Here is a 26504-nt window from a genome sequence, read left to right on the forward strand (position 1 = left end):
GCCGAGGAGGGCCGGGACCTGCCCCTGGACGATCGGCATCCTGGCCGGCACGGCTACCGTCTGCTGGTGGCCTGACGGCCCGGCGTCACTTCAGGTGCCGGGTGAAGAACTGGGCCGCGGCGTCCGCCGCGAACTGCGGGACGCCGGTGTGCCCGCCCATATTGGCGTGCAGCGTCTTCTCCCTGGAGCCGAAGGCGTCGAACAGGTCCAGGGCCGCCTGCCGGTCGTTCCCCTCGTCGTCCCACTGCAGCAGGACGTGCAGGGGAATGGTGACCTGGCGGGCCTCCTCGAACATGACGCGAGGGACGAAACTCCCGGCGAACAGAACAGCGGCCGAGATGCGCGGCTCGATCACCGCCAGCCGGGTCCCGATGGAGATCACTCCCCCCGAGTAGCCGACCGGGCCGCCGATCTCGGGCAGTGACAGGAGGGCGTCCAGAGTGGCCCGCCATTCCGGGACCGCCTTGTCGACCAGGGGGAGGATGAGGGCGTCGATGATCTCGTCGCCGACCGGCTCGCCGGCCTCCATGGCCCGGCGCAGGTCGGCGAGGGCCTGCTCGGCGGCGGGCCAACGGGGCCGGTCGCCGCTTCCGGGGAGCTCGATGGCGGCCGTGGCGAAGCCGTCCGCCGCGGAGTGCCGGGCTCGGGCCAGCAGTCGGGGGTACGTCTTGCGCAGCCCGAGAGGAGGGGGGCTGAGCAGGATCAGCGGCGCCGGTGCGGACGCGGATGCGGATCCGGGCGTCCACAGGATGCCGGGGATGTCGCCCAGGGTGAAATCGCGCTCGAAGACAGCGTCGTCCAGACGCCGTTCAGAAGTGAAGTGCATGGTCGTGCCTTTCGGGAGTGCCATGGAACGGCGCTCCCGGACGACCTATCGCCCGACCGTGACCCCGGAGGGGAGCACCCATGTCGATACGTTCACGGGTACCACCTCCTCGCTCTCTTGCACGGCGTCCGGAAACGTAGCAGTGGCTGCCGTGGTTCCGCCAACGGGTTTTTGCGGAGGTCCTGTGGCCGAACACCACCGCCACGGCACCGGCACCGCCACCGGCACTCAGTCAGTCGCCACATCTGCCCCCTGGTTCGGCGACGAGCTCAGCGTCCCGCCCAGCTCCCCGGCCCGGCGCACGAACGTCTCCCGCAGGTCACGCGCCGCCTGCGGCACGGACTCGGCCCTGCGCCCTTGCAGCATCAGCAGCACCCGGGTCGGAGCGCCCGCCAGCGGCCGGTACGTGATGGCGCCGAGCCGTTCCAGCGGATCCCCGATGACGCTGAAGTCCGGCAGCACAGTGGCCCCGAGTCCCTCCGCGACCATCAGCTTGCCCATCTCCGCCCCGTCCGTGGAGTACGAGAAGGACGGGGCGCGGCCGTTCAGGAGCCGGTGCACATAGCGGTTCATGACATAACCGGAGCGCATCGCGATCAGGGGCTGGGTCAGCAGGTCGTCCACGCTCACCGCGACCCGGGACGCGAGCGGGCTGTCCGGCCGTACGCACACCACCGGCAGCCCGTGCAGCAGTCGAGTCGACTCCAGGGCGGCCGGCACGTCGTCGCCCTCCAGGTGGTTCACCAGGCCGAGGTCGAAACCGCCCTCCACCAGGGCCCGGTGGATGTCCGTCTGCTGCGCGGCGACCACCTCCACCTGCGTGACGGGATGCGCGGCACGGAAGGCGCGCACCACCGGAATGAGCAGCGGCACGGTAGCCGCATTGACCGTACCCACCCGCACCATGCGGCTGATGCGGTGCTGCTCGCCCGCCGCGGCCCGCAGCCGGTCCACCGCCTCCAGTACGCCGACGATGTGCGGCAGCAGCTCCCGGCCCTCCGCGCTCATCGTCGCCCCGGTGCGTTTGCGTTCCAGCAGATCGACTCCCAGTTCGCGTTCCAGGTTCCTGACGGTTTCGCTCAACGCGGGCTGGGACAGGCGCAGTTCCTCCGCGGCGCGGCGCAGCGAGCCGAGACGCGTCACTGCGGCGATGTATTCCAGCTGTTCTGTCCGCACGGCAGCAGAATTCCCGCGCCCTGGGACCGGTTCAAGGGTTTCCCTGTCACACCTTCGTGAAATTCGGTGGTCCGCGATACGAAACCGGTCGGATTTCCCTTGACTGTCCCGAGCGGCGACTGCCACGATCGACGCCATGAAGATGCGACTGGACCTCACGCGGCGACGCCATGTCGACCTCGCGCGCGTCTCCAGCGCCTCCTGTTGCTCAGCGGCCTGATCCACGCGATCCGCCGCACTTCTCCACGCCACGGCTGTCGCCGCACAGGCCACTGCCACGTTTTCACAGCGCCGCCCGAACCGTGCGCTGCCACGCCCTCCCATTTCCGGGATGCGGCGTTTCTGAAAACCATGCATTCCGCAACAGGAGTTCCGCATGCCCGCGCCCGTCAAATTCGCCTACTGGGTCCCCAATGTCAGCGGGGGACTGGTCACCAGCACGATCGAGCAGCGCACGGACTGGGGGTACGACTACAACCGAGAACTCGCCGTCCTCGCAGAGGACAACGGCTTCGAGTACGCGCTCAGCCAGGTCCGTTACATGGCCAGCTACGGTGCCGAGTTCCAGCACGAGTCGACCAGCTTCAGCCTCGCCCTGCTCCTCGCCACCGAGCGCCTGAAGGTCATCGCCGCGGTCCACCCCGGCCTGTGGCACCCGGGCGTCCTCGCCAAACTCGGCGCCACCGCCGATCACCTGTCCGGCGGCCGTTTCGCGGTCAATGTCGTCAGCGGTTGGTTCAAGGACGAGTTCACCGCCCTCGGCGAGCCCTGGCTGGAGCACGACGAACGCTACCGCCGCTCCGAGGAGTTCATCCGCGCCCTGCGCCAGATCTGGACCGAGGACCACACCGAACTCGCCGGTGACTTCTACCGGCTGCGTGACTTCTCCCTCAAGCCCAAGCCGCTCAACACCCCTGAGCGCCCGCACCCGGAGATCTTCCAGGGCGGCAACTCCACCGCCGCCCGGCAGATGGCCGGCCGGGTCTCCGACTGGTACTTCTCCAACGGCAGGGACTTCGACGGAGTCGTCGAGCAGATCGACGACGTACGCGCGGCGGCGGACCGAGCGGGCCGCACGCCACCCAGGTTCGGCCTCAACGGCTTCCTCATCGCCCGCGACACCGAGGCCGAGGCCCGCGACACGCTCCGGGAGATCGTCGCCAAGGCCGACTCCGACGCCGTCGAGGGCTTCGGGGCGGCCGTGAAGCAGGCGGGCCGGTCCACCGCCGACGGCAAGGGCATGTGGCAGGACTCGACCTTCGAGGACCTGGTCCAGTACAACGACGGCTTCCGCACGGGACTGATCGGCACTCCCGAGCAGATCGCCGAGCGCATCGTCGCCTACCGCAGGCTCGGCGTGGACCTCCTTCTCCTCGGCTTTCTGCACTACCACGAGGAGGTCGCGTACTTCGGCAAGCGCGTGCTGCCTCTCGTACGGCAACTGGAAGCACAGCTTCCCGAGGACGAGCCCCACTCCGCCCCCGCGCCCGCCTGACCGCACCTCTGCCTCCCACACCGCTCCGCACCGCGAAAGAGGTCACCCGTATGAGCGCCACCACGGCCATCGCATGGCAGACCCGCCCCGCCCCGACGACCGCCCAGGACTGGATCGCACGCGCCGCCGAGGTCGCGGCGGTCCTCGCCACCGACGCCGCCGCACGCGACCGCGCCGGTGCCACCCCGTACGCCGAGGTGCAGCTTCTCAAGGACTCCGGCCTGGTCACCCTGCTCGGCCCCGTCGAGCACGGCGGCGCCGGGCAGGACTGGACCACCGCCTACCGCGTCGTACGCGAGGTCGCCAAGGCCGACGGCTCCATCGGCCAGCTCCTCGGCTACCACTACCTGTGGAACTGGGCCGCCCGCCTGGTCGGCACCCGCGAGCAGTGGGAGCACGTCGAGGCCGAGGCCGCGCGCAACCGCTGGTTCTTCGGCGGGGCCGTCAACCCGCGCGACAAGGACGTCGTCGTCACCGAGGACGGCGACGACCTGGTCTTCACCGGCGGCAAGACCTTCTCCACCGGCAGCAAGGTCTCCGACGTCACCGTCCTCGAAGGCGTCCTGGACGGTACCGACCAGCATGTCTTCGCGATCGTGCCCTCCGACAGCGAGGGCCTGACCTTCCACGACGACTGGGACAACATCGGCCAGCGGCTCACCGAGAGCGGGAGCGTCACCCTCGACGGCGTCCGCGCACCGTGGTCCTCGGCGGCCGGCTATGTCGACAAGCAGTTCCAGCCGCGCACCTACAACACCCTCAACGTGCCCACCATCCAGCTCGTCTTCGTCAGCTTCTACCTGGGCATCGCCGGCGGCGCGCTGGAGACGGCGGCCACCTACACCCGGAGCAGGACCCGGCCATGGCTGCACGGCGGCCACGAGCGCGCGGTCGACGAGCCCCACGTCATCGACACCTACGGTGACCTCACCGCGAAGCTCTGGGCAGCCGAGGCGCTCGCCGACGCCGTCGCCGCCGAGGGACAGAAGCTGCACGACGACCCCGACGCGGTCACCGAGCAGGCCCGCGGCGAGTTCGAGGTGCGCGTGGCGGCCGTCAAGGCCCGTGCCACCGAGGTCGCCCTGGAGATCACCAGCCGCATCTTCGAGGTGACCGGCGCCCGGTCCACCACCACCGCCGAGAGCCTGGACCGCTTCTGGCGCAACGTGCGCACCCACACCCTGCACGACCCCGTCGCCTACAAGCGCCGTGAGGTCGGCCGCTGGGTCCTCGAAGGCGCACTGCCCGAGCCCACCTGGTACTCCTGACCCTTCCCGGGGGGCCCACCGTGTGGGCGCCCCTGCCCCAGAAAGAGGACCCATGGCCACCGTCCTGTCCGTCTCCGGCAGCCCTTCCGCCTCCTCCCGCACCAACCGCCTGCTCCGCCACCTCGACGAGCGGCTCCTCGCACAAGGCCACGCAGTGATCCCGCTGGACGTCCGCACCATCCCCGCCGAGGCCCTGCTCGGCGCCGACTTCCGGCACCCCGCCATCGTGGCGGCCACCGAACTGTTCGCCCGCGCGGACGGCGTCGTCATCGGCACCCCCGTCTACAAGGCGTCGTACTCCGGTGTCCTCAAGGCACTCCTCGACCTGCTCCCGCAGTACGCCCTCACAGGCAAAACCGTGCTGCCGCTGGCCACCGGCGGATCGACGGCCCATGTCCTGGCCATCGACTACGCGCTCCGCCCGGTCCTCAGCTCCATGGGCGCGGCCCACATAGTGCAGGGCTGGTTCACCCTCGACAAGGACATCACCGTGCAGGACGACGGCTCCCTCGCCGTCGCGGCGAGTGCTGCCCGGTCACTCACCCAGGTGGTCGACCAGTTCTCGGCGGCACTGCGCCGCAGCCCGGTCCTGGCCGCGGCAGGCTGAGCACCATGTCCGCGCACGTGATCGCCGACGACGCCGAGGCCCTCGCCGTCGCCGCCGCCCTGGCCGAGGAGTTCCGCGCCGGGGCCTGCGTACGCGACGCCGAACGCAGGCTCCCGTGGGCGGAGGTGGACAAACTGTCCGCGTCGGGGCTCCTCGCCGTCACCGTCCCCGCCGAGCACGGCGGTGCAGACGTCAGCACGCTCACCCTCGCCGAGATCTTCCGGCTGCTGGCCTCGGCCGACGGCAGCCTCGCCCAGATCCCGCAGAGCCACTTCGTCTACGTCAACGTGGTACGCCGTCAGGGCAGCGAGAAGCAGCGAAGGTTCTTCTTCGCCGAGGTGCTCGCCGGACGCCGCTTCGGCAACGCCCAGTCCGAGGCGGGCACCAAACACGTCCAGGACATCCGTACCCGCCTCGAACCGCGCTCCGACTGCTCCTACGTCCTCACCGGCGTCAAGCACTACGCCACCGGTGCGCTGTTCGCCGACTGGATCCCGGTCCTCGCCCGCGCCGAGGACGAGAACCTGCACGTGGCGTACGTCCCCCGGGACGCCCCCGGCCTCTCCGTGGTCGACGACTGGGACGGAATGGGTCAGCGCACCACGGCCAGCGGCACCGTGCGGCTCGACGCCGTGCCCGTCCCGGCCGAGCATGTCCTGCCCCACCACCTCACCTTCCGGGGACCCCAACTCCACGGCGCGGTCGCACAGTTGCTGCACGCGGCCATCGACGCGGGAATCGCCGGGGGCGCCCTGGCCGAAGCCGCCGAGTTCGTCCGCACCAAAAGCCGCCCGTGGTTCGAGAGCGGCGCCGAGACGGCTGCCGAGGACCCGCTGCTGATCCAGCGGTTCGGTGAACTCGCCGTACAGTTGCGGGCGTCCGAGGCGCTGCTCCGCGAGGCGGCCCGCACGGTGGACGCGGCGCGCGCCGACCTCACCGACGACTCGGCGGCCGAGGCGTCGATCGCCGTGGCCGCCGCCAAGGCACACGCGGCACACGTCGCGGTCGAGGTGACCGGCGCCCTGTTCGAGGTGGCCGGCACCCGTTCCGCGCTCAACTCCCTCAACCTCCATCGCCACTGGCGTGACGCCCGCACCCACACGCTGCACGACCCGGCCCGCTGGAAGCTCCAGCACATCGGCGGATACGTGCTGAGCGGCACCCGGCCACCGCGCCACGGCCTGCTCTGACGGGCAGCGGACCATCAGATCGGAGACCTCACGTGTCCCTCACCTTCCACTGGTTCCTTCCGACCAACGGAGACAGCCGCCATGTCGTCGGCGGCGGCCACGGAACCCCGGCCACCCCGTCCGGACGGGACCGGCCGCCGACCGTGGCCTACCTGAGCCAGATCGCCCGCGCAGCCGAGGACCTGGGGTTCGCGGGTGCGCTCACCCCGACCGGTGCCTGGTGCGAGGACGCGTGGCTGACCACGGCCATGGTCTCCCAGCAGAGCGAGCGCCTGAAGTTCCTGGTCGCCTTCCGCCCCGGCCTCGTCTCGCCCACCCTCGCCGCGCAGATGGCCGCCACTTTCCAGCGGCAGACCGGCGGACGGCTCCTGCTCAACGTCGTCACGGGCGGCGAGGGCCACGAGCAGCGCGCCTACGGCGACTTCCTCGACAAGGACGCCCGCTACCGCCGTACCGGTGAATTCCTCCACATCGTGCGGGAGTTGTGGGACGGAAAGACCGTCGACCTGGCGGGGGAACACCTCCGGGTGGAGGAGGCGAAGCTCGCCCGGGTGCCCGACCCGGTGCCCGAGGTGTACTTCGGCGGCTCGTCCCCCGTGGCGGGCGAAGTCGCCGCACGGCACGCCGACGTGTACCTCACCTGGGGTGAGCCGCCCGCCCAGGTCGCCGAGAAGATCACCTGGATCCGGGCGCTGGCCGCGCAGGAGGGCCGTACCGTCCGCTTCGGCATCCGCCTGCACGTCATCACCCGCGACACCTCCGGACAGGCATGGGCCGAGGCGGACCGCCTGCTGGCGGGCTTCGACCCGCAGACGGTGCAGTCGGTGCAGGCCGGACTGGCCCGCAGCGAGTCGGAGGGACAGCGGCGCATGCTCGCCTTGCACGGAGGGAGCCGGGAGGGCCTGGAGATCCACCCGAACCTGTGGGCCGGCATCGGCCTGGTGCGGGGCGGCGCGGGCACCGCCCTGGTCGGCAGCCATGACGAGATCGTCGAACGGATCCGGGAGTACCACGCCCTCGGCATCGACGAGTTCGTGCTGTCCGGCTACCCGCACCTGGAGGAGGCGTACTGGTTCGGTGAGGGAGTGCTGCCACGGCTGGCCGCACTGGGCCTGTGGCACCACCCGTACGACTCCCGGCCCGAGCAGACGGCGCAGGTGCCGTTCGCGAGCTGACCGTTCCTGCGCATGCCCGGGGCCGGCCGGTAACCCGGCGGAAGTCGAGGCGTCCTGGGCCCGCGGCCGCCTGCCTCGGAGACCCCGCGACTCCTCCTGCCCGCGGCGTCGTCCGTGCGGAGGCCGTCGAGGCTGTGGTCGGACGCCGGGAGCCTGCACCGCCTGCTGCCGGCCGGCCGGGGCGAGGTGGCCGATCGCTTGCCCGGTTCGTGGCCGCGGGGGACGGCGCTCAGCCGGAAAGCGCGGGCCTCAGTCCTCCGTCGGCTGCAGCCGCAGCGAGATCGAGTTGATGCAGTACCGCTGATCGGTGGGCGTCGGGTACCCCTCCCCCTCGAACACGTGTCCGAGATGAGAGCCGCACCTGGCGCACCGCACCTCCGTCCGCACCATGCCGTGCGAGCGGTCCTCCAGGAGCTCCACCGCGTCGGTGTCCTTCGGGTCGTAGAAGGACGGCCAGCCGCAGTGGGACTCGAACTTCGTGTCGGATGTGAAGAGCTCGGCGCCGCAGGCGCGGCACGAGTACACGCCCTTGGTCTTGGTGTCGGTGTACTCACCGGTGAAGGCGGGCTCCGTGCCGGCCTGGCGCAGAACCGCGTACTCCGCCGGGGTCAGCTCCGCGCGCCACTGCTCGTCCGGCTTGTCGACGTCGTACGACATGAAGGCCAACCCCTTAACTGTGTGCGAGACGGTCCAGGATCCGCGGGCCGAGGTCGGTGACGTCACCCGCTCCCATGGTGAGAACGAGATCTCCCGGCTTCGCCATTCCCGCGACGATCGCCGGGACCTGCGCCTTGTCGTGGACGGCCTGCACGTCCGCGCCCGCCGCCCGCGCCGCCTCGACGATCAGCTCGCTGGTCACGCCCGGGATCGGGTCCTCGCGGGCCGGGTAGATGTCCAGGACCACGGAGGAGTCCGCGAGTGCCAGCGCCTGGCCCATCTCCTTGCCCAGTTCCTGCGTGCGGGAGAACAGGTGGGGCTGGTAGACGACCAGGATGCGGGACTCGCCGGCCGCCGACCGCATCGCCTCCAGGTCCGCCGTCATCTCCGTGGGGTGGTGCGCGTAGGAGTCGACGACCTGGACCCCGGCCTCCTCGCCCTTGAGCTGCAGACGGCGCTTGACACCCGTGTACGCCGCCAGGGCCGGGGCCAGCTCCGCCGCCGGGACGCCGAGCGCGACGCCTGCCGCCAGGGCCGCGACCGCGTTGGCCGCGTAGTGGCGGCCGGGGACGGACACCGTGAAGGTCAGCTCCGAGCCGTCCAGGTCCACCGTCACCCGGCTCTTCAGGCCCTGCGGGACGATCGAGAGGATGCGCACGTCGGCGTCCACGGCTTCGCCGTACGTCACCGTCCGCACCGAACCGGCGAGCCGCCGCGTCAGTTCGCGCGCGCCCTCGTGGTCCGCCGAGACCACCAGCGTGCCGCCGGGGACGATCCGGCCCGCGAAGGTCTGGAAGGACTCGTAGACCTCCTCCATCGACGCGTAGTTCGCGTGGTGGTCGAGTTCGACGTTGAGGACGATGGCGACCTCGGGGGCGTACTTGTGGAAGCTGCGGTCCGATTCGTCCGCCTCCGCCACGAAGATGTCGCCCTCGCCGTGCAGGGCGTTGGAGCCGGGGACGTCCAGGTCGCCACCGATCGCGTACGACGGCTTCAGGCCCAGCTCGGTGAGGGACACCGCCAGCATCGACGTGGTGGTCGTCTTGCCGTGGGTGCCCGCGACCGCGATCGGCCGCAGGCCCTCCATCAGGGCCGCGAGCGCGTCGGCGCGGTGGACCACGGGGATGCCCAGCTCGGCGGCGCGGGCCAGCTCGGGGTTGTCCTCGCGGATCGCCGAGGAGACGACGACACAGCTCGCGTCGTCGGCGAGGTGCCCGGCCGCGTGCCCGATGTGCACCGTCACGCCCAGCGCGCGCAGGGCCTCGGCGGTCGGCGAGTCCTTGGCGTCGCTGCCCGCCACCCCGGCCCCGCGCTGCGCGAGGATCTTCGCGATGCCCGACATCCCGGCGCCGCCGATGCCGATGAAGTGCGGTCGGTCCATGGCGGTGGGGAGGCCGGGTGCCATGCGTGTCTCCTGGGTGCTGGTACGGCGGACGTTCAGCGACACACCCTAGTGCTTCCCGGAGGAGTCCCGGTGACGCTCACGCCTTGCTGTGCGAGAACAGCTTCAGCACCGGCACCCCCACCTTGTGCCGTGCCCTGGACGCCCAGTCGCGGTGGAAGAACTCCTCCACGTAGTGCGGGTCGGTCAGCACGATCACCTCGTCCGCGCCGACCTCGCCGACCAGCCCCTTGAGCGCGTCCAGCGGGTGGTCCTCGACGAGGCGCCCCTCTGCCTCGCTGCCCGCCGCGCGCAGCGCGGTCAGCGACACCTCCAGGGCCTGCCGCCCCAGCTCGGCGGCGTCCTTCCCCTCCGGTGTCTCCCGCTCGTGCGCCGCCTCGTCCAGCTCGCCCAGGGCGATGTCGTCGATGGCCCGCAGCAGGCGGTCCGCCTGGTCGCCGCGGGGCTGCAGCAGGACGTGGAAGGAGACCGGCTCGTCACCGTGCAAGGTGGTGACGAACTCCACGTCGGCGGACGTGAGGGCCTTCTCGATCATCAGTACGCTCGTGAACACGACAGGCGCCCTTCTCCTTCATGGACCGCGGGCCTTTCCCGGTGGGCCGTGACGGCCCCTGCGGAAACCATCCTGCCCCGGCTCCGGCACGGGATCCGCCAGAACTAGTGTGCCCGCCGAACACTCCACGGAACGGGTGATTCCGCACCGTCACGGCACATCGGGAGTTTCCGGCACAAACGCCAGTACGCGCGGATCGCTCAGCTCCGGCGGTACCGCGCGAAGAGGAATCCCTCCTCCTCCAGCAACGACGCCAGCGCGAAGCGCCTGGGCACCGTGAGCGAGGGGCCCCCCGCGATCCGCTGCGCGTCGCCCGCCGTGAGCATCGGGGAGACGGTCAGGCACAGCTCGTCCAGCACTCCGGAGACGACGAGCTGGCCCAGCAGGCGCGGACCGCCCTCGGTGAGCAGCCGGGTCATCCCGAGGTCCGCGAGGGCGCGCACCGCGCGGACCGGGTCGACGCCCATGCCGTCCCCGGCGATCACCACCCGGGCGCCCGCCTTCTCGGCCGCCGCCACCCGGTCCGGTGCCGCCGCGGCCCCGGTGAGCACCAGCGTGGGTACCAGCGGCGAGGTGAACAGCGGCCAGGAGAAGTCCAGCTCCAGGCTGGAGGTGACCACGGCGATGGCGGGCACCGGGCCCTGTCCGGCCGCCCGGCGCATCGCCACGAACGCCTCACGCTCGCGCGCCGGACGGTACCCCTCCTGCCGTACCGTTTCGGCACCCACGACCACCACGTCGGCGAGCGCCCGCAGCGTGCCGAAGATCCGCATGTCGGCGGCGCTGGAGATCGGGTTGGACCGCCCTTCGTGCTGGGCGGCACCGTCCAGCGTGGAGACCATGTTGGCGCGCAGCCAGGGCTGCCGGCCGCCGGGCGGGGGCTCCGGGTAGGCGTACGCCGCGGCGAGCTCCTCCAGCGACCACTCGCGGTCGACGGAGCCGTCCGCCGCGCCGGCGCCCGGCACCTGCCCGGTCTCCGGGGCCGGGGCACCCGGCCGGGCCGCTGTTTCGTCGGTCACAGGGAACAGGCGTCGCATGTCGTGCAGTGTGGCACGACACGTACAGTGGGGAAGCGTGTCGTCCTCCACCGCCGCCTCCCGGACCGAACCGATAGCCGACGCGGCTCCGCTGTCCCTGTGCGCACGCGAGCCGCATGTCCCCGCCGACCGGCTGGTCGCCGAGATGGTGCCCCCGCCGCGCTTCGACTCGGTCCGCTTCTCGACGTACCTCCCGGACCCGAACCAGCCCAGTCAGAGCGAGGCCGTCCGGGTCCTCGAGGGCTTCGCGGCCGGGCTCGGCGGGGAGCCGGCCACCGGCAGGCGGGGGTTCCTCGGGTTCGGCCGGAGCAGGGCCCCGAAGCCGCCCGCGGGCCCGCGCGGCGTCTACCTCGACGGCGGCTACGGCGTCGGCAAGACCCACCTGCTCGCCTCCCTGTGGCACGCCACCCCGGCCGACCCCTCGCTCAAGGCCTTCGGCACCTTCGTGGAGCTGACGAACCTGGTCGGCGCGCTCGGCTTCCAGCAGACCGTGCAGACGCTCTCCGGCCACCGCCTGCTGTGCATCGACGAGTTCGAGCTCGACGACCCCGGCGACACCGTGCTCGTGTCCACCCTGCTCGGCAAGCTCGTCGAGGCGGGCGTGGCGCTCGCCGCCACCTCCAACACCCTGCCGGGCAAGCTCGGCGAGGGCCGCTTCGCCGCGGCCGACTTCCTGCGCGAGATCCAGGGCCTGTCGGCCCACTTCCGCACGCTGCGCATCGACGGCGAGGACTACCGCCACCGCGGCCTGCCGGAGGCGCCGGCGCCGTACACCGACGCCCAGGTGACGAAGACGGCGTACGCCACCGAGGGCGCCTCGCTCGACGCCTTCCCGCAACTGCTCGAGCACCTCGCGCGCGTCCACCCCAGCCGGTACGGCGCGCTGACCGACGGGGTGAAGGCGGTGTGCCTGACGGACGTGCGGCCGGTGCCGGACCAGTCGACGGCGCTGCGGCTGGTCGTGCTCGCGGACCGGCTCTACGACCGCGAGGTGCCCGTGCTCGCCTCCGGACTGCCGTTCGACAGGCTGTTCAGCGAGGAGATGCTGAACGGCGGCTACCGGAAGAAGTACTTCCGCGCCATCTCCCGCCTCACCGCGCTCGCACGAGACGCCGCTAGCCTCGTTCGGACGCAGTAGCACCACAGGCCCGTTCACCCGTAGCAGTCTCAAACAGACGTGCTCCAGCGGCGACTTCAGGCCACCCCCACCTCCATTTTTGGGCTTTCCTTTACCTGAAACGTAAAGTTAACCCTGCAAAGGCGGTTGCCGGGTTAACGTGTTGGCCAGACACCTTCGGCGGACGCCGGCAAGGGGAGGGAGGCGCATGGTACGCGGTGCGACGGTCCGGTTCGTGCTCACGATCCTCTCCGCCGTCCTGCTCGCCCTGCAGCTCTTCGCTCCCACCGCGTCCTTCGCCGCCTCCGCTCACCAGGCCCATGTGAGGGCCGCCGAAGCCCCGGAGGCGGTCATCGGCAAGCGCGCCGACGAGACGGACGAGGTCGCCACCTGCGGCGATCACGGACACCCGGCGGGCCCCACCGGCCCGCTGCGCACCCGGGACCGGCACCGCACGGCGGGGGACTCCGCCCCGGAGCCCCCCGCGCTCGTGCCGCTGGCACACGACGTCACGGCCGTGCGGCCACCGGCCCTCTCCCCCGACGCGCTGCACATATCCAGATCCTCGACGGCTCACACCGCCGCGGCACTTCAGGTCTTCCGCTGCTGAGCCCTTCACCCGGTACGGACTGACCCGGCCTCCCCTCACCACGCCACGTTGGCCGAGCGCGTCGACGTGGGTCGTGTCGCCGTACCCGCATATGCCACGTTTCGTACACCGACGCGCCATCCAGGGCGCGCCAGGAGGAACTGACAATGCAGCCCCTCATCGACAACGCCCGTGCGCACGGTCAGCGCCCGGAGGACTTCGCCCGGCTGGCCGAGGGCCAGTCCCCGCAGGTCCTGTTCATCACCTGCTCCGACTCCCGGGTCGTGCCCGCGCTGATCACCGGAGCCCGGCCCGGTGAACTGTTCGAACTGCGCACCGCGGGCAACATCGTGCCTCCGTACGCCTCCGAGCACCCCACCAGCGAGGCGGCCACCATCGAGTACGCCGTGGAGGTCCTCGGCGTCCAGGACGTCGTGGTCTGCGGCCACTCCCACTGCGGAGCCGTCGGCGCGCTGGTGCGCGGCGACGATCTGACCGCCGTGCCCGCCGTGCGTGACTGGCTCGCGCACGCCGCGCCCGAGCCGCGGTCGTCCGCCGCGGACGACCCGACGGTCGCGGAGGCCGTGCAGAACCACGTGCTCGCGCAACTGCTGCGCCTGCGCTCCTACCCGTGCATCGAGCAGCGCCTGAGGGCGGACCGACTGCGCCTGCACGGCTGGTACTACGAGGTCCACACGGGATCGGTGCGCGAACACCGCACCGAGACCGACACGTTCGAGGCCCTGTGAGCGGCGCCATGACCAAGTTCCCTTACCTCAAGCAGGACTTCGCCGCCTCCCTCGTCGTCTTCCTGGTCGCGCTCCCGCTGTGCGTGGGCGTGGCCGTCGCCTCCGGCGTTCCCGCCGAACTGGGGCTCGTCACCGGCATCGTGGGCGGCATCGTCACCGGGCTGATGCCCGGCAGCAGCCTGCAGGTGTCCGGTCCCGCCGCGGGCCTGACCGTGCTGGTCTTCGAGGCGGTCAGCGAGTTCGGACTGCCCGCGCTCGGTGTGATCGTGCTGGCCGCCGGTCTCCTCCAGCTCGCCATGGGCGCCCTGAAGCTGGGGCGCTGGTTCCGGGCGATCTCCATATCCGTGGTCGAGGGCATGCTCTGCGGCATCGGTCTGGTGATCATCGCCGGGCAGGTCTACGCGGCCGCCGGCCTGAAGGCCCCGGCCTCCGGCATCGACAAGATCGTGGGCCTGCCGAGGGCCGCCGTGGACGCCCTCGGCAGCACCACGGCGCTCGCCTCGCTCGCCGTCGGCGCGGGCACCATCGCCGTGGTCGTGCTGTGGAAGAAGCTGCCGAAGAAGGCGCAGGCCGTGCCGGGCGCCCTCGCGGCCGTGCTGCTCGCGACGCTCGCCTCGCTCGCCTTCTCGCTGCCCGTCGCCACGGTCAAGGTGGAGGGCCTGCTCGGTGTCGTCCAGCCGCCCGGCTCCGACGCGTTCGGGACACTCGCCCACCCGGCCGTCTACGGCACCATCCTGGCGTTCACGCTGATCGCCTCGGCGGAGAGCCTGTTCAGCGCCGCGGCGGTGGACCGCCTGCACGACGGTCCGCGCACCCGGTACGACAAGGAGCTGATGGCCCAGGGCGCGGGCAACACGGTGTGCGGCCTGCTCGGCGCCCTGCCGATGACCGCGGTGATCGTGCGCAGCTCCGCCAACGTCCACGCGGGCGCCAGGACCAAGGCGTCGCGGGTGCTGCACGGCGTGTGGCTGCTGCTGTTCGCGGCGCTGCTGCCGTCCGCCCTGGCGCTGATCCCGCTGCCCGCCCTCGCCGGCATCCTCGTGCACGCGGGCTGGAAGCTGATCCCGTTCCGGCAGATCGCCTCGCTGTGGCGGACCCACCGGGGCGAGGCGCTGATCCTCGTGGTCACCGCCGTCTCGATCGTCGCGGTGAACATGTTCGAGGGCGTGCTCATCGGTCTGGCCCTGTCGGTCGTCAAGACCGCCTGGGAGGCGTCGAAGGCCAAGCTGGAGATCATCGACAAGGGCGCGGGCCCCATCCAGGTGTACCTGTCGGGCAACGCGACGTTCCTGCGGCTGCCGAAGATCCTCGACAGCCTGGAGGCGCTGCCTCAGGACCGCCCGGTGGAGCTGGACCTGTCCGGGCTGCACCACCTGGACCACGCCTGCCGCACGGCCCTGGAGAACTGGGCGGAGCGGCACAGCGTGCCCGGGACGGAGCCGGTGCGGATGACGTCCGGCACGGAGCCGCTGCAGGTGGCGTCCGGAACCTGACGGCACGCGGCCGTTCGGCCCGCGACGGCCTGGGGCCCGCCGGTGCTGCACCGGCGGGCCCTTCCGCGTCGAAGGCTCCGGCTCGTGCCTCGCCTGGCGGCCTCCCGCGGAACTATCGTGGCAAGTGCACACATACCGGGCCTCTCGACGAGGGGGTCGTCATGCTCCAGGAGCTGGTGGGTGCCGTTGTGGGAGCCGGAGTCGCAGGACTCGTGGGGCTCGCGGCGGCGGCGCGGGTCGTCAAGCAGTACGAGCGCGGAGTGGTCTTCCGCTTCGGGCGGCTCCTCGGGGCGCCCCGGCCGCCGGGCTTCACCGTGATCGTGCCCTTCGTGGACCGGTTGCAGAAGGTCAACATGCAGATCGTGACGCTGCCGATCCCCGGGCAGGAGGGCATCACCCGGGACAACGTGACCGTGCGCGTGGACGCCGTCGTCTATTTCAAGGTGGTCGACCCGGCGAACGCGCTGATCCAGGTCGAGGACTACCGCTTCGCGGTGTCGCAGATGGCGCAGACCTCGCTGCGGTCCATCATCGGCAAGAGCGACCTGGACGACCTCCTCTCCAACCGGGAGAAGCTCAACCAGGGGCTGGAGCTGATGATCGACAGTCCGGCCGTGGGCTGGGGTGTGCAGATCGACCGGGTCGAGATCAAGGACGTGTCGCTGCCGGACGCGATGAAGCGGTCGATGGCCCGGCAGGCCGAGGCCGACCGCGAACGCCGGGCGCGCATCATCAACGCGGACGCGGAGCTGCAGGCCTCCAAGAAGCTGGCGGAGGCCGCGGGAGTGATGTCCGACCAGCCCGCCGCGCTGCAGCTCCGGCTGCTGCAGACGGTGGTGGCGGTCGCGGCCGAGAAGAACTCGACGCTGGTGCTGCCGTTCCCGGTGGAGCTGCTCAGGTTCCTGGAACGGGCGGCGCAGCAGCACGAGGGCCGGCCGGCGACGGACGGTGCCCCCACTCCCCCGCAGCCACCGGCGGTCACGACCGGGCAGGCGGCGCCCGACGACGCCGCGGCCGCCCGGACACCGGAGGCGGAGGGAACTCCTCCGCCGACCGGCGAGCCCGCGCCCGGCCTTCCGGAGGAGGCGACCCGCGACCTCCCGGAGGAGGCGCCCCGCGCGGTGTCCTCCGAGAACGCGGTGACGCCGCCGTTCTAGTGCCGCGGCACTAGAGCCCGGATGCCTGCGGCCGTCGACCGAGGGTGCGCCATGGGGAAGAAGCGCGACGAGGCCCCGCTGTTGCGGGACCTGCTCCGCATGCCCGTCGGCGAGCCCGTCGACCTGGCCGCGCACGACGCCGGGGCGACGCCCGGCGGCCCTGGCGACAAGACCGCCGGGCTCGGGGCGACCGCCCGCATGGCCAAGGACCTGGCCGGCCTCCAGGAACGCCTGTGGGCCGCGGCGACCGCCGGGGACCGCCGCCGGATCCTGCTGGTGCTCCAGGGCATGGACACCAGCGGCAAGGGCGGCACGGTCAAGCACGTCATCGGCCTGTTCAACCCGGCGGGCTGCCGCATCCACGCCTTCAAGGCCCCGACCCCCGAGGAACGGCGGCACGACTTCCTCTGGCGCGTGGTGCGGGAACTCCCGCGCCCCGGCGAGATCGGCATCTTCGACCGCTCGCACTACGAGGACGTGCTGATCGCCAAGGTGCGCTCGCTGGCCCCGTACGACGAGATCGAGAGCCGCTACGACCGGATCAACGGGTTCGAGACGTCACTGACGGACGACGGGGTGACGATCATCAAGTGCTTCCTGCACATCTCGTACGAGGAACAGCGCCGCCGCCTGCTCAAACGGCTCGACAAGCCCCACAAACGGTGGAAGTTCGACGTCGGCGACCTCGACGAACGGGCTCTGTGGCCGGCCTACCGGCGGGCGTACGAGGAGGCCCTGACCCGTTGCGCCACGCGGGCCGCGCCCTGGTACCTGGTCCCGGCCGACCACAAGTGGTACCGCAACTGGGCCGTCAGCAGGCTCCTGCTGGAACACCTGCGGGAGCTGGATCCCCGGTACCCGGCGGCGGACTTCGACGTGGAAGGGTGCCGCGCGCTGCTGGCCGAGGGCGCGGTGCGCCCGGAGTCGCGGCCGGCCGGGTGACCCCACCGGGCATTACCACTCTTGCCGCCCGAAATGTGCGCATTTCACGGCAATGGCCGCCTTACGTTCGTACGGTGATCCGGTTCGTACGACGTATCGCATGCCTGGCCGCCCTCTGCGCCGCGCTCGCCGCCTGCGCCACCGACGAAGCGCCCAGGCACTTCGCCGGTGGCGCCACCGGCGACCCCGGCGAGGGCGCCACCGGCCGCCCCGGCTTCCCCTCAGCGGCCCACGGCATGCCGCCCATGCTGCTTACGCCGGGATCCGGTGGGCTCGCGCCCGTCTTCCGGAAGGGCGCGGCACGCGACAAGACCGTCGCCCTCACCTTCGACGCCGACATGACCGCCGACCAGGGACTGCGGGCGGAGGACGGCGAGGCGTTCGACAACCCGGACCTGATCGACGCGCTGCGCGAGCTGAAGGTCCCGGCAACCGTGTTCATGACGGGGCGCTGGGCGGACCAGTACCCCGAACAGGCACGGGACATCGGCGAGGACCCGCTCTTCGAGGTCGGCAACCACTCCTACAGCCACTACTCCTTCACCCGGAGCTGCTTCGGCCTTCCGGTCCTGCCCGAGGAGCGACTGCGCTCGGACGTGGAGCGCGCCTTCACGGCGATCCGGAAGGCGGGCGTTCCCCATGTGATGCCGTACTTCCGCTTTCCCGGCGGCTGCTACGACGACCGGGCCCTGCACGCGATCGGTCCCCTCGGGGTCACGGCCGTCCAGTGGGACGTGGTGAGCGGGGACGTCTCCGCCACGGACCCGAGCCGGGTCGCCCAGCAGGTGCTGGAGGGGGTGCGGCCCGGTTCCGTGGTGGTCATGCACTGCACCCGGAGCATCGCACCGGCCACCGAGGAGGCGGTGCGGGCGGTGGTGCCCGAGCTGCGCGGGCGGGGCTACCGGTTCGTGAAGGTCTCCCAGCTCATCGCCGCCTCGGCCGGCAGCCGGTAGGGACCGCGCGGGGTGTGCCTACGCTGGAGGCATGAGCGATGACCGCGACACGACCGCCTACTGCGACACGGGCGCCCCGCACCCGGACCCGGCGCCCGAGGCGGGCGGCCCGCCGTTCGCCGAGTGCGTGCTGTGCCGCGAGCCGACGGAGTACCCGCAGTCGTACAAGGGGATCACGCTCTGCCCGGTCTGCGAGTGGCAGGAGGCCCAGCGGACGGCCTGCTCCGGGTGAGCGCAGGGGCCCTCGCCCGCCGCCGGAATCCCCCGCCCTTCCGCCTGGCAGACTGGACGCCGTGAGCAGTGACCAGCCCCGCCAGGACAGCCCGTTCCGTTCCGAGCCCACCGCGCGCGACGAGGCGCCGCAGTTCGTGCTGCCGCTCGTCGTGCGCATCGAGCGCGCCGCTCCCCCGGCCCGCACGGACGCACTTCAGACGGCGGCGCGCGCCGTGCTCGTGATCCTGAGCGACGAACGTTCGCTGGGGGAGGGCGAGTGGGCGCAGGCGATGCGGGACTGGCAGGACGCCCGGATCCGCAAGGTGGTGCGGCGGGCGCGCGGCGCGGAGTGGCGGCGGGCCGAGGCACTGCCGGGCATCACCGTCACCGGCAAGTCCGCGGAGGTCCGTGTCTTCCCTCCCGTCCCGCTGGACGGCTGGCCGAAGGACCTGGCCCGGCTGCAGGTCTCCGGCACGGACCTGGAGGACCCGGAACCGCCGGTGGAGGCCGAGGCGACGGCCCCCGTGCTGTGGCTGAACCCGGACCTGGAGATGTCGGCGGGCAAGGCGATGGCCCAGGCGGGCCATGGCGCCCAACTCGCCTGGTGGGCGCTGCCGGACGAGGAGCGCGCGGCCTGGCGCGACGCCGGCTTCCCCCTCGCCGTCCGCACGGCTCCCCCGTCCCGCTGGCGCGAACTGACCACGTCCGGCCTGCCGCTGGTGCGCGACGCGGGCTTCACGGAGATCGCGCCGGGCAGTTGCACGGTGGTGGCGGACCATCCGGCGCTGCGCCGCGGCTGACCCGGACGCGTCGCGCCGTGCCCTCGCGCGGCCGGCCGCTTCGGTGTTCAGCGGGTGAAGATCGACTGTTCACGCCGCTGCGGCTCCACCCCTCCGGGGCCGCGTCTTCCCCGGCGGCCGCTTCTTGGCGAGTCCGGCGGAACCTCAAATGTTGCTCTGAACGTCCTCCGCCAGGGGTTCGCCGCCGGCCGCCCGGGCCATGACCTGGTCACCGCGGCAGCGGCGGTCCACCGGTCCCGGCGGGCCGGTGCGAGGGAGGGGACGATGGAGCGACTGGGAACGGGCATCGGGTGGCGGCCGGAGATAGCCGACGCCGTGGAGCGCATGCCGGGCCTCGACTGGGTGGAGGTCGTGGCCGAGAACGTGTGCCCCGGACACCTCCCCGAGTCACTGCTGCGGCTGCGCGGGCGCGGCGTCACCGTCGTCCCGCACGGTGTGTCCCTCGGCCTCGGCGGCGCGGACCGCCCCGACGAGGCCCGGCTGGCCGCCCTCGCCGAGCGGGCCGAGGCCCTGGGCGCGCCGCTCGTCACCGAGCACATCGCGTTCGTACGGGCGGGCGGGCCGCGGACGGCGTCGCCGCTGCTGGAGGCCGGGCACCTGCTGCCGGTGCCGCGCACCCGGGACGCGCTGAGGGTGCTGTGCGAGAACATCCGGATCGCCCAGGACGCGCTGCCCGTGCCGCTCGCCGTGGAGAACATCGCGGCGCTGATCTCCTGGCCGGGCGAGGAGATGACCGAGGGACAGTTCCTGTACGAGCTGGTGGAACGCACCGGCGTACGGCTGCTGATCGACGTCGCCAACCTCCACACCAACCACGTCAACCGGGGCGAGGACCCGGCGAAGGCGCTGGACGAGCTGCCCGTCGAGGCGATCGCGTACGTCCATGTCGCGGGCGGCTACGAACGCGACGGCGTCTGGCACGACAGTCACGCCCACCCCGTCCCGCAGGCGGTCCTCGACGTCCTCGCGGACCTGGCGTCCCGCGCCGCGCCACCGGGCGTCCTGCTGGAACGCGACGAGAACTTCCCCGAACCGGCGGAGCTGGAGCGGGAGTTGGCCGTCATCCGGGAGACGGTGCACAAGGCCGCGCCCGCCCCCGGGACGAGCACGCCCACCGGGACGGCGGCGAGCGCGCCTGCGGACGCCGGCACCGAAGCGGCCCGGCAGCGGCTCGGTCTCGCCCAGGCCGCACTGCTGTCCTGCCTCGTCGCCGGCACCCCCGTGCCCGAGGGCTTCGACCGGGTGCGGCTGGGGGTGCAGGCGCGGGCCCTCGCCGCCAAGCGGGCCGGGGTCGTGGCCAGGGTCGCGCCCGAGTTGCCCGGAATCCTCGGGGAGGGGTACCGGGCCGCCTTCCTCGGCTACGCCCAGCGGCACCCGATGACCGGCGGCCACCGGCGCGACGCCCTCGACTTCGCCGAGCACCTGCTGCTCGCCGGGCGGCCCGAGGACGCCGAGGCGCGGCGCCGGCTGCGCGCGTGGTGGCTGGAGCGTTCGGGCCCCACGCCGCCGTCCGCGCACCCCGCCGCCCGTCTGCTCCGCGCCACCCGCCGAGTCCTGCTGCGCCACTGAGCGCTCCCGCGCGTAGCACTCCCGGGCGCGCTCCGGAGGCCGTCCGCAGGGAATGTGCCGTGGTTAACACAACGGTCGCGCCCTGTTGGGGAGAGCGGTTGCTTGCCGCGATTCGTCCCGTGATGCCCAGGCTTGCGACTGCGGCATTCAGTGCATCATGACCGTTTCCCTCCACTTCGCGATGCACGGGAGTTGGCGCATACGGCGCAGTAATATGCCAACTCGCACCCGAAGCGCACTAGCGTGCGGTGCCGCAAGCAGGAGGCACCATGAGATCCAGACCCGCCCGAGGCCGCGGCATCCTCAGCGGCACCGGGATCCTCATCGTCTTGCTCGCCGGGACCCTCGCCGCGCTGGTCTTCCCGGTCTGGTCCTACGCGGACCGCTCCGGCACCGGCGTGGACACTCTCAACGCCCAGTCCGTGTCGACCCAGTACGGTCCGCTGTCCGCGCTGGACCGCGACTTCATCACCAAGGTGCGGCTGGCCGGGCTGTGGGAACTGCCCGCGGGACAGCAGGCCGAGCAGAAGGGCACCACCGAGGCCGTCCGCACCGCGGGCGAGCACCTGGTGACGGGCCACACCTTCCTGGACGCCCGGGTCCGCGACGTCGCCGCACGGCTCGGCCTCGGCCTGCCCAACCAGCCGAACGCCCAGCAGCGTCAGTGGCTCGCGACCCTGGACGCCGCCCAGGGCGAGGAGTACGACCGCGACTTCGCCAATCTGCTCCGCCGGGCCCACGGCAAGGTCTTCACCGTGGTCGCCCAGGTCCGCGCCACGACCCGCAACTCGCTGGTGCGCGCCCTCGCCGACGACGCGAACGCGACGGTCCTGGACCACATCAAGGTCCTCGAGGCCACCGGTTACGTCGACTTCGACGCGCTGGCACAGGACGCGGCCACCTCCAGCCCGCCGCCGCTGACCAACTCTCCGGCGCCGCCGGGCCCCACCGACGACCCCGGCACACCGGTCCCGGTCACCCCGACGCAGACGTATTGGCTTCCGCCGGCCGCGTCCAGCCCGCCGCCGTGACCCGCCGACCGGGGGCGCGGCCATCCGCGCCCCCGGTCGGAGCACGGTCAGGCGAGCCCGGCCACCAGCTCCGCGACCGACTTGCGGCGACCCGTGAAGAAGGGCACCTCCTCGCGGACGTGCATCCGGGCCTCCGAGGCGCGCAGGTGGCGCATGAGGTCGACGATGCGGTACAGCTCGTCGGCCTCGAACGCCAGGATCCACTCGTAGTCGCCGAGCGAGAACGAGGCGACCGTGTTGGCCCGCACGTCCGGGTAGCCGCGGGCCATCTTGCCGTGGTCCGCGAGCATGCGGCGGCGGTCCTCGTCCGGCAGCAGGTACCAGTCGTAGGAACGCACGAACGGGTAGACGCTGACGTAGTTGCGCGGCGTCTCGTCGGCGAGGAACGCCGGGATGTGCGAGCGGTTGAACTCGGCGGGGCGGTGCAGCGCCATGTTGGACCAGACCGGCGTGAGCGCGCGCCCCAGCCTGGTACGGCGGAAGAGGTTGTACGCCTCCTGGAGCTGGTCGCTCGTCTCGGCGTGCCACCAGATCATGAGGTCCGCGTCGGCGCGCAGGCCGGACACGTCGTACGTGCCGCGGATGGTCACGTCCTTGGCGGCGAGCTGGTCGAACAGCTCCTGGACCTCGTCGGCGTACCCGGCGCGGTCCTCGGGCAGGACGTCATTCAGCTTGAAGACGGACCACAGGGTGTAGCGGATGACCTCGTTGAGGTCCTTGGCCAGCTTGCCCTTGTTCGGGATCCTGCCGGACTCGGTGGTGGGGGCGTCGTCACTCATGCGCCTATTCTCCCGCTCCGCCGTGCAGGCTCTGCACCGGGTTGGCGGTGAGCTCCTGCACACCACGCAGATCGCTCTTTCCGGCCCGTGCGCCTCGGGGCGCAGGCGCCGGTGTCGAGAGCCCGAGCGTGCTCAGCCCTGCGGGCCTCCGCGCTCCCCCAGGCTCTCGACTCCGCTCGAGCAGGGGGACCCCCATGGTCCCTCGGCACCGGCGCACCGCTCCGGCTCACTCGCAGCCGAGCTGGTCGACCGCGGCGTAGCCGCTCGCGATGCAGGCCGGAATGCCGACCCCGTCGTACGCCGCCCCGCACACCGCGAGGCCCGGGAGCTTCGCGACATGCTCGCGGATGCGGGCGACGCGCGCGTGGTGACCGACCGGGTACTGGGGCAGGCCGTCGGTCCAGCGGGTGACGCGGGTCGCCACCGGGGCGGCGTCCAGGCCGGTCGCCTCGCGCAGGTCGTGCCGGGAGAGGGCCACGAGGTCGGTGTCCTCCCGCTGCAGGATCTCCGTCTCCCCGTACCGTCCGACGGACGTCCTCAGTACCAGCACCTCCGGGTCCTCGTCCGATATCCAGCCCCACTTCTGCGAGGCGAAGGTGGACGCCTTGATCGTGCGCCCTTCGACGGGCGGCACCAGGAAGCCGCTCCCCTCGGGGAGGGAGACGTCGGCGCGACGGTAGGCGAGGGTGACCAGCGCCATGGAGGCGTACTCGACGGTGCGCAGTTCCGCGGCCGCGTCCGGTGACTCGGCGGCCAGCAGCCGGGCGGCCACGGCGGCGGGCGCCGCGACCACCACCGCGTCCGCCGTCTCCGCGCGGTCCCCGACGACGATCTCCCACCCGTCGGACGTGCGGCGCAGTCCGTCCGCGGCGGTCCTCAGGCGGATCTCACCACCCCTCGCCCGCACCGACTCGGCGACCGCGAGCGGCAGTCGTCCGACGCCTCCCTCGATCCCCATGAAGACCGGGCCGGTCTGCCGTGCCGTGGCGGCCTTCGCCTGGATCTCGCGGACCGCCTCCGTCAGCGAGGCGTGCGCCCTGGCGGCCTGGAAGAGCTGCGGGACCGCCGAGCGCAGGGAGATGCGGTACGCGTCGCCCGCGTACACCCCGCCGAGCAGCGGCTCCACCAGGCGGTCGACGACCTCGCGGCCGAGGCGCGCCGCCACGTACTCCCCCACCGCCACGTCGTCGCCGATCTCCGTGCGCGGCAGCTCCGCGTCCCGCTCGATCCGGGCGAGGCCCTCGTCGGACAGGACGCCGGACAGCGCGGAGGCCGTGCCGGGGACGCCCATGACGTGCCCCTTCGGCATGGGCCGCAGGGCGCCGCGGGTCCAGATCGAGGCGGTCGCCGTGGCGGGCGGCTGGAGCCGGTCGGCGAGGCCCACCTCCCGGGCGAGCGCCACCGCCTCGGGCTGCCGCGCCAGCATCGACTCGGCACCGAGGTCGACCCGCACGCCCGCGATCTCGCCGGGCAGCAGCTTGCCGCCGACCCGGTCGGACGCCTCCAGGACCGTGACCCGCGCGCCCCGGTCCAGCAGCCGGTGGGCGGCGGCCAGACCCGCGATCCCGCCCCCGATGACGACGACATGCCCCGCGCCCCCGCGGTCCTCCACTGCGTTCATGTGCCCAGCCTCTCAGACCCCGCCGACAACCCGGCGGGCGCCCGTCACGATCCCTGCGGGGCCGGGTGCCGGGGCGTGAAAGCCCCCTGGAGGGTGAGAGACGGCCGCAGCGTGAAAGCCGGGACGGGGAGGACCGGGACGACCCCTGCCCGTAGCGTGTTCGCATGAGCATGAGCCGTTCGAGTCGTTCGAGCCGTCCGCGGGAGCGTCTGGTCGTCATCGGCGGCGATGCGGCGGGCATGTCCGCCGCATCGCAGGCACGCCGCCACAAGGGCCCCGACGAGCTGGAGATCGTGGCGTTCGAACGCGGCCACTTCTCGTCGTTCTCGGCGTGCGGCATCCCGTACTGGGTGGGCGGCGCCGTCGCCGGCCGGGACGAGCTGATCGCCCGTACGCCCGAGGAGCACCGGGCGCGCGGCATCGACCTGCGCATGCGGACCGAGGTCACGGAGATCGACGTGGCGGGCGGCCGGGTCCGCGCCCGGAACGTCGACTCCGGGGCCGAGGCGTGGACGTCGTACGACAAGCTGGTGATCGCGACCGGGGCCCGCCCGATCCGCCCCGACCTGCCCGGCGCCGACGTACCCGGAGTCCACGGTGTGCAGACCCTGGACGACGGCCAGGCACTCCTGGACGCCCTGGCCGCCACCAAGGGGCGCCGCGCGGTGGTCGTCGGCGCGGGGTACATCGGCGTGGAGATGGCCGAGGCGATGATCAACCGCGGTTACGAGGTGACGGTCGTCAATCGCGGCAGCGAACCGATGACCACACTCGATGCGGACATGGGTCGGCTGGTGCACCGGGCCATGGAGGGCCTCGGCATCACCATGGTGGGCGGCGCCGAGGTCACCAAGATCCTCACCGATGACGACGGCGAGGTCCGCGCGGTCGGCACGCAGGACGCCGAGTACCCGGCGGACGTGGTGGTCCTCGGCATCGGCGTACGGCCCGAGACGACCCTGGCCGGGGCCGCCGGGCTGCCGCTCGGCGAGCACGGCGGCCTGCTCACCGACCTCGCGATGCGGGTGCGCGGTCACGAGAACATCTGGGCCGGCGGCGACTGCGTCGAGGTGCTCGACCTGGTCTCCGGCCGGGAGCGGCACATCCCGCTGGGCACGCACGCCAACAAGCACGGGCAGGTCATCGGCACCAACGTGGGCGGCGGCTACGCCACCTTCCCGGGTGTCGTCGGCACGGCCGTGAGCAAGGTGTGCGACCTGGAGATCGCCCGCACCGGGCTGCGCGAGAAGGACGCGCGGCGGGCGGGGCTGCAGTACGAGACGGTGACGATCGAGTCGACGAGCCGCGCGGGCTACTACCCGGACGCGGCCCCCATGACGGTCAAGATGCTCGCCGAACGCCGCACGGGCCGCCTCCTGGGCGTCCAGATCGTGGGCAGGGAGGGCGCGGCGAAACGGGTGGACATCGCGGCGGTGGCGCTGACCGCGCGGATGACGGTGGAGGAGATGACGGCGCTGGACCTGGGGTACGCGCCGCCGTTCTCACCGGTGTGGGACCCGATCCTGGTGGCGGCCCGCAAGGCGGCAGCGGCGGTACGGAGCAACTCCGGGTGAGTGGGGCGCCCCTTCAGGGGCGCGGGGCTGTGACACGGTGCGGCCCGGCCGCGTGGGCGCGACCGGTCACAGACGACCGGCCCCCGGCCGCAGCCCACGGCGAGCCCGCGGATCAAGCCGTCTCGTGCTGCCCCACCCCGTTGATCCGCTCGATCGCCTGACGAGCCTGCTCCCCCGGCGGCCGGGAAGGCAACGACGACACGGACGCCGAGGACGTCACCGCGGCCGGCTGCGGCTGGGCCATCGGCTTGGCATGCGCCGCGGCGCCCCGCGAGGACCGCAGCCGATGGCTGACCGCCTCGTCGAGGGTCACGGGCCGCTGCATCTGGGTCGCGAGCCGCGCGGCCTCCTGGCCGAGCCGCGCGACGTCCTCCCAGGGGAGCTGGATCACCAGCGCCAGTTCGGCCTCGCCGTCGGGCAGGGCGTGTATCGGAGGAGTAACTCGGTCGTTCATCGCCTGTTCCTCACGTCGTCCCCGCGACACGCCTTCCCCGCACCGCGGGCGGTTGAGGAGACATACGCAGGCGCCGA

Annotated in this window: 27 protein-coding genes; 18 read left to right on the top strand and 9 right to left on the bottom strand. The window is 72.3% G+C overall.

Annotation, left to right across the window (positions count from 1 at the left end; genetic code table 11):
* Nucleotides 1-85: 85 nt before the first annotated feature.
* Together ACZ4SW_RS17565 and ACZ4SW_RS17570 are read right to left on the bottom strand one after the other, a co-directional pair.
* The gene (locus ACZ4SW_RS17565) at nt 86-826 is read right to left on the bottom strand and encodes a dienelactone hydrolase family protein (protein ID WP_468243652.1); all 741 of its coding nucleotides are present in this window, start codon (nt 824-826) and stop codon (nt 86-88) included.
* A gap of 228 nt (nt 827-1054) precedes the next feature.
* Nucleotides 1055-2002 (bottom strand): LysR family transcriptional regulator, encoded by a 948-nt coding sequence (locus tag ACZ4SW_RS17570; protein WP_468243655.1) that lies wholly within the window; start codon nt 2000-2002, stop codon nt 1055-1057.
* Between the two features lie 142 nt (nt 2003-2144).
* Here ACZ4SW_RS17570 and ACZ4SW_RS17575 point away from each other — a divergent pair, with 142 nt between their 5' ends.
* From ACZ4SW_RS17575 to ACZ4SW_RS17600, 6 genes are all read left to right on the top strand, one after another.
* Complete coding sequence (locus ACZ4SW_RS17575) at nt 2145-2222, top strand: putative leader peptide (protein ID WP_353962189.1); 78 nt, start codon at nt 2145-2147, stop codon at nt 2220-2222.
* A 156-nt stretch (nt 2223-2378) separates the two neighbouring features.
* Complete coding sequence (gene sfnG, locus ACZ4SW_RS17580; protein ID WP_468243658.1) at nt 2379-3497, top strand: dimethylsulfone monooxygenase SfnG; 1119 nt, start codon at nt 2379-2381, stop codon at nt 3495-3497.
* 50 nt (nt 3498-3547) lie between these two features.
* Nucleotides 3548-4765: an acyl-CoA dehydrogenase family protein gene (locus tag ACZ4SW_RS17585; protein ID WP_468243660.1), complete on the top strand. Its 1218-nt coding sequence runs from the start codon at nt 3548-3550 to the stop codon at nt 4763-4765.
* 52 nt (nt 4766-4817) lie between these two features.
* Complete coding sequence (gene ssuE / locus ACZ4SW_RS17590) at nt 4818-5372, top strand: NADPH-dependent FMN reductase (RefSeq protein ID WP_468243663.1); 555 nt, start codon at nt 4818-4820, stop codon at nt 5370-5372.
* A gap of 5 nt (nt 5373-5377) precedes the next feature.
* Nucleotides 5378-6562, top strand: a complete 1185-nt coding sequence (locus ACZ4SW_RS17595; RefSeq protein WP_468243665.1) for an SfnB family sulfur acquisition oxidoreductase — start codon at nt 5378-5380, stop codon at nt 6560-6562.
* Nucleotides 6563-6594: 32 nt separating this feature from the next.
* Complete coding sequence (locus ACZ4SW_RS17600) at nt 6595-7737, top strand: LLM class flavin-dependent oxidoreductase (protein ID WP_468243667.1); 1143 nt, start codon at nt 6595-6597, stop codon at nt 7735-7737.
* 249 nt (nt 7738-7986) lie between these two features.
* Here the strand turns inward: ACZ4SW_RS17600 and msrB are convergent, their stop codons facing one another.
* The 4 genes from msrB to ACZ4SW_RS17620 all read right to left on the bottom strand — a co-directional run bounded on the left by msrB (nt 7987) and on the right by ACZ4SW_RS17620 (nt 11386).
* Nucleotides 7987-8394, bottom strand: coding sequence for a peptide-methionine (R)-S-oxide reductase MsrB (gene msrB / locus ACZ4SW_RS17605; protein WP_468243670.1), 408 nt, complete (start codon nt 8392-8394; stop codon nt 7987-7989).
* A 13-nt stretch (nt 8395-8407) separates the two neighbouring features.
* Nucleotides 8408-9799 carry a UDP-N-acetylmuramate--L-alanine ligase gene (gene murC, locus ACZ4SW_RS17610; RefSeq protein WP_468243673.1) on the bottom strand — a complete coding sequence of 464 codons (1392 nt, stop codon included), beginning with the start codon at nt 9797-9799 and terminating at the stop codon, nt 8408-8410.
* 76 nt (nt 9800-9875) lie between these two features.
* On the bottom strand, nt 9876-10349 hold the full coding sequence (locus ACZ4SW_RS17615; RefSeq protein WP_468243676.1) for an indole-3-glycerol phosphate synthase: 474 nt from the start codon (nt 10347-10349) through the stop codon (nt 9876-9878).
* A gap of 200 nt (nt 10350-10549) precedes the next feature.
* A complete protein-coding gene (locus ACZ4SW_RS17620) occupies nt 10550-11386 on the bottom strand; it encodes a pyrimidine reductase family protein (RefSeq protein ID WP_468243679.1) in 837 nt (278 codons plus the stop codon).
* Nucleotides 11387-11423: 37 nt separating this feature from the next.
* Here ACZ4SW_RS17620 and zapE point away from each other — a divergent pair, with 37 nt between their 5' ends.
* The 11 genes from zapE to ACZ4SW_RS17675 all read left to right on the top strand — a co-directional run bounded on the left by zapE (nt 11424) and on the right by ACZ4SW_RS17675 (nt 21999).
* The gene (gene zapE / locus ACZ4SW_RS17625; protein WP_468243682.1) at nt 11424-12524 is read left to right on the top strand and encodes a cell division protein ZapE; all 1101 of its coding nucleotides are present in this window, start codon (nt 11424-11426) and stop codon (nt 12522-12524) included.
* Nucleotides 12525-12711: 187 nt separating this feature from the next.
* Complete coding sequence (locus ACZ4SW_RS17630) at nt 12712-13113, top strand: hypothetical protein (RefSeq protein WP_468243685.1); 402 nt, start codon at nt 12712-12714, stop codon at nt 13111-13113.
* A gap of 146 nt (nt 13114-13259) precedes the next feature.
* The gene (locus tag ACZ4SW_RS17635) at nt 13260-13841 is read left to right on the top strand and encodes a carbonic anhydrase (protein ID WP_468243688.1); all 582 of its coding nucleotides are present in this window, start codon (nt 13260-13262) and stop codon (nt 13839-13841) included.
* Nucleotides 13842-13849: 8 nt separating this feature from the next.
* Nucleotides 13850-15334, top strand: coding sequence for a SulP family inorganic anion transporter (locus ACZ4SW_RS17640; protein WP_468243690.1), 1485 nt, complete (start codon nt 13850-13852; stop codon nt 15332-15334).
* Between the two features lie 161 nt (nt 15335-15495).
* Nucleotides 15496-16491, top strand: a complete 996-nt coding sequence (locus tag ACZ4SW_RS17645; RefSeq protein ID WP_468243693.1) for a slipin family protein — start codon at nt 15496-15498, stop codon at nt 16489-16491.
* A gap of 51 nt (nt 16492-16542) precedes the next feature.
* Nucleotides 16543-17433, top strand: coding sequence for a PPK2 family polyphosphate kinase (locus tag ACZ4SW_RS17650; RefSeq protein ID WP_468243695.1), 891 nt, complete (start codon nt 16543-16545; stop codon nt 17431-17433).
* Between the two features lie 74 nt (nt 17434-17507).
* Nucleotides 17508-18386 carry a polysaccharide deacetylase family protein gene (locus ACZ4SW_RS17655; protein WP_468243698.1) on the top strand — a complete coding sequence of 293 codons (879 nt, stop codon included), beginning with the start codon at nt 17508-17510 and terminating at the stop codon, nt 18384-18386.
* 31 nt (nt 18387-18417) lie between these two features.
* Nucleotides 18418-18618 (top strand): hypothetical protein, encoded by a 201-nt coding sequence (locus ACZ4SW_RS17660; RefSeq protein ID WP_468243701.1) that lies wholly within the window; start codon nt 18418-18420, stop codon nt 18616-18618.
* Between the two features lie 61 nt (nt 18619-18679).
* Nucleotides 18680-19399 carry a peptidyl-tRNA hydrolase gene (locus ACZ4SW_RS17665; RefSeq protein ID WP_468243704.1) on the top strand — a complete coding sequence of 240 codons (720 nt, stop codon included), beginning with the start codon at nt 18680-18682 and terminating at the stop codon, nt 19397-19399.
* A gap of 264 nt (nt 19400-19663) precedes the next feature.
* Nucleotides 19664-20968 (top strand): MbnB/TglH/ChrH family RiPP precursor modification enzyme, encoded by a 1305-nt coding sequence (locus tag ACZ4SW_RS17670; RefSeq protein WP_468243706.1) that lies wholly within the window; start codon nt 19664-19666, stop codon nt 20966-20968.
* A gap of 269 nt (nt 20969-21237) precedes the next feature.
* A complete protein-coding gene (locus ACZ4SW_RS17675; RefSeq protein ID WP_468243709.1) occupies nt 21238-21999 on the top strand; it encodes a DUF4142 domain-containing protein in 762 nt (253 codons plus the stop codon).
* Nucleotides 22000-22046: 47 nt separating this feature from the next.
* On the opposite strand, the gene hemQ is transcribed toward ACZ4SW_RS17675, so the two are convergent.
* Nucleotides 22047-22778: a hydrogen peroxide-dependent heme synthase gene (gene hemQ, locus ACZ4SW_RS17680; protein ID WP_468243711.1), complete on the bottom strand. Its 732-nt coding sequence runs from the start codon at nt 22776-22778 to the stop codon at nt 22047-22049.
* A 226-nt stretch (nt 22779-23004) separates the two neighbouring features.
* Nucleotides 23005-24399, bottom strand: coding sequence for a protoporphyrinogen oxidase (hemG, locus tag ACZ4SW_RS17685; protein WP_468243713.1), 1395 nt, complete (start codon nt 24397-24399; stop codon nt 23005-23007).
* Between the two features lie 164 nt (nt 24400-24563).
* Between hemG and ACZ4SW_RS17690 the strand changes: the two genes are divergently transcribed.
* Nucleotides 24564-25973 carry an FAD-dependent oxidoreductase gene (locus ACZ4SW_RS17690; RefSeq protein WP_468243716.1) on the top strand — a complete coding sequence of 470 codons (1410 nt, stop codon included), beginning with the start codon at nt 24564-24566 and terminating at the stop codon, nt 25971-25973.
* Between the two features lie 112 nt (nt 25974-26085).
* On the opposite strand, the gene ACZ4SW_RS17695 is transcribed toward ACZ4SW_RS17690, so the two are convergent.
* Entirely contained in the window at nt 26086-26427 is a 342-nt protein-coding gene (locus ACZ4SW_RS17695) for a hypothetical protein (protein WP_468243718.1), read from the bottom strand.
* Nucleotides 26428-26504: the final 77 nt, after the last annotated feature.

The organism is Streptomyces sp. NPDC028331, assembly GCF_055565775.1.

What these genes read in the sequence shown, in the direction of transcription:
- ACZ4SW_RS17565 (WP_468243652.1), bottom strand. Translation starts at nt 826, where the DNA reads ATGCACTTCACTTCTGAACGGCGTCTGGACGACGCTGTCTTCGAGCGC.
- ACZ4SW_RS17575 (WP_353962189.1), top strand. Translation starts at nt 2,145, where the DNA reads ATGCGACTGGACCTCACGCGGCGACGCCATGTCGACCTCGCGCGCGTC.
- sfnG (WP_468243658.1), top strand. Translation starts at nt 2,379, where the DNA reads ATGCCCGCGCCCGTCAAATTCGCCTACTGGGTCCCCAATGTCAGCGGG.
- ACZ4SW_RS17585 (WP_468243660.1), top strand. Translation starts at nt 3,548, where the DNA reads ATGAGCGCCACCACGGCCATCGCATGGCAGACCCGCCCCGCCCCGACG.
- ssuE (WP_468243663.1), top strand. Translation starts at nt 4,818, where the DNA reads ATGGCCACCGTCCTGTCCGTCTCCGGCAGCCCTTCCGCCTCCTCCCGC.
- ACZ4SW_RS17595 (WP_468243665.1), top strand. Translation starts at nt 5,378, where the DNA reads ATGTCCGCGCACGTGATCGCCGACGACGCCGAGGCCCTCGCCGTCGCC.
- msrB (WP_468243670.1), bottom strand. Translation starts at nt 8,394, where the DNA reads ATGTCGTACGACGTCGACAAGCCGGACGAGCAGTGGCGCGCGGAGCTG.
- murC (WP_468243673.1), bottom strand. Translation starts at nt 9,799, where the DNA reads ATGGCACCCGGCCTCCCCACCGCCATGGACCGACCGCACTTCATCGGC.
- ACZ4SW_RS17620 (WP_468243679.1), bottom strand. Translation starts at nt 11,386, where the DNA reads ATGCGACGCCTGTTCCCTGTGACCGACGAAACAGCGGCCCGGCCGGGT.
- ACZ4SW_RS17630 (WP_468243685.1), top strand. Translation starts at nt 12,712, where the DNA reads ATGGTACGCGGTGCGACGGTCCGGTTCGTGCTCACGATCCTCTCCGCC.
- ACZ4SW_RS17635 (WP_468243688.1), top strand. Translation starts at nt 13,260, where the DNA reads ATGCAGCCCCTCATCGACAACGCCCGTGCGCACGGTCAGCGCCCGGAG.
- ACZ4SW_RS17640 (WP_468243690.1), top strand. Translation starts at nt 13,850, where the DNA reads ATGACCAAGTTCCCTTACCTCAAGCAGGACTTCGCCGCCTCCCTCGTC.
- ACZ4SW_RS17645 (WP_468243693.1), top strand. Translation starts at nt 15,496, where the DNA reads ATGCTCCAGGAGCTGGTGGGTGCCGTTGTGGGAGCCGGAGTCGCAGGA.
- ACZ4SW_RS17650 (WP_468243695.1), top strand. Translation starts at nt 16,543, where the DNA reads ATGGGGAAGAAGCGCGACGAGGCCCCGCTGTTGCGGGACCTGCTCCGC.
- ACZ4SW_RS17660 (WP_468243701.1), top strand. Translation starts at nt 18,418, where the DNA reads ATGAGCGATGACCGCGACACGACCGCCTACTGCGACACGGGCGCCCCG.
- ACZ4SW_RS17670 (WP_468243706.1), top strand. Translation starts at nt 19,664, where the DNA reads ATGGAGCGACTGGGAACGGGCATCGGGTGGCGGCCGGAGATAGCCGAC.
- ACZ4SW_RS17675 (WP_468243709.1), top strand. Translation starts at nt 21,238, where the DNA reads ATGAGATCCAGACCCGCCCGAGGCCGCGGCATCCTCAGCGGCACCGGG.
- hemQ (WP_468243711.1), bottom strand. Translation starts at nt 22,778, where the DNA reads ATGAGTGACGACGCCCCCACCACCGAGTCCGGCAGGATCCCGAACAAG.
- hemG (WP_468243713.1), bottom strand. Translation starts at nt 24,399, where the DNA reads ATGAACGCAGTGGAGGACCGCGGGGGCGCGGGGCATGTCGTCGTCATC.
- ACZ4SW_RS17690 (WP_468243716.1), top strand. Translation starts at nt 24,564, where the DNA reads ATGAGCATGAGCCGTTCGAGTCGTTCGAGCCGTCCGCGGGAGCGTCTG.
- ACZ4SW_RS17695 (WP_468243718.1), bottom strand. Translation starts at nt 26,427, where the DNA reads ATGAACGACCGAGTTACTCCTCCGATACACGCCCTGCCCGACGGCGAG.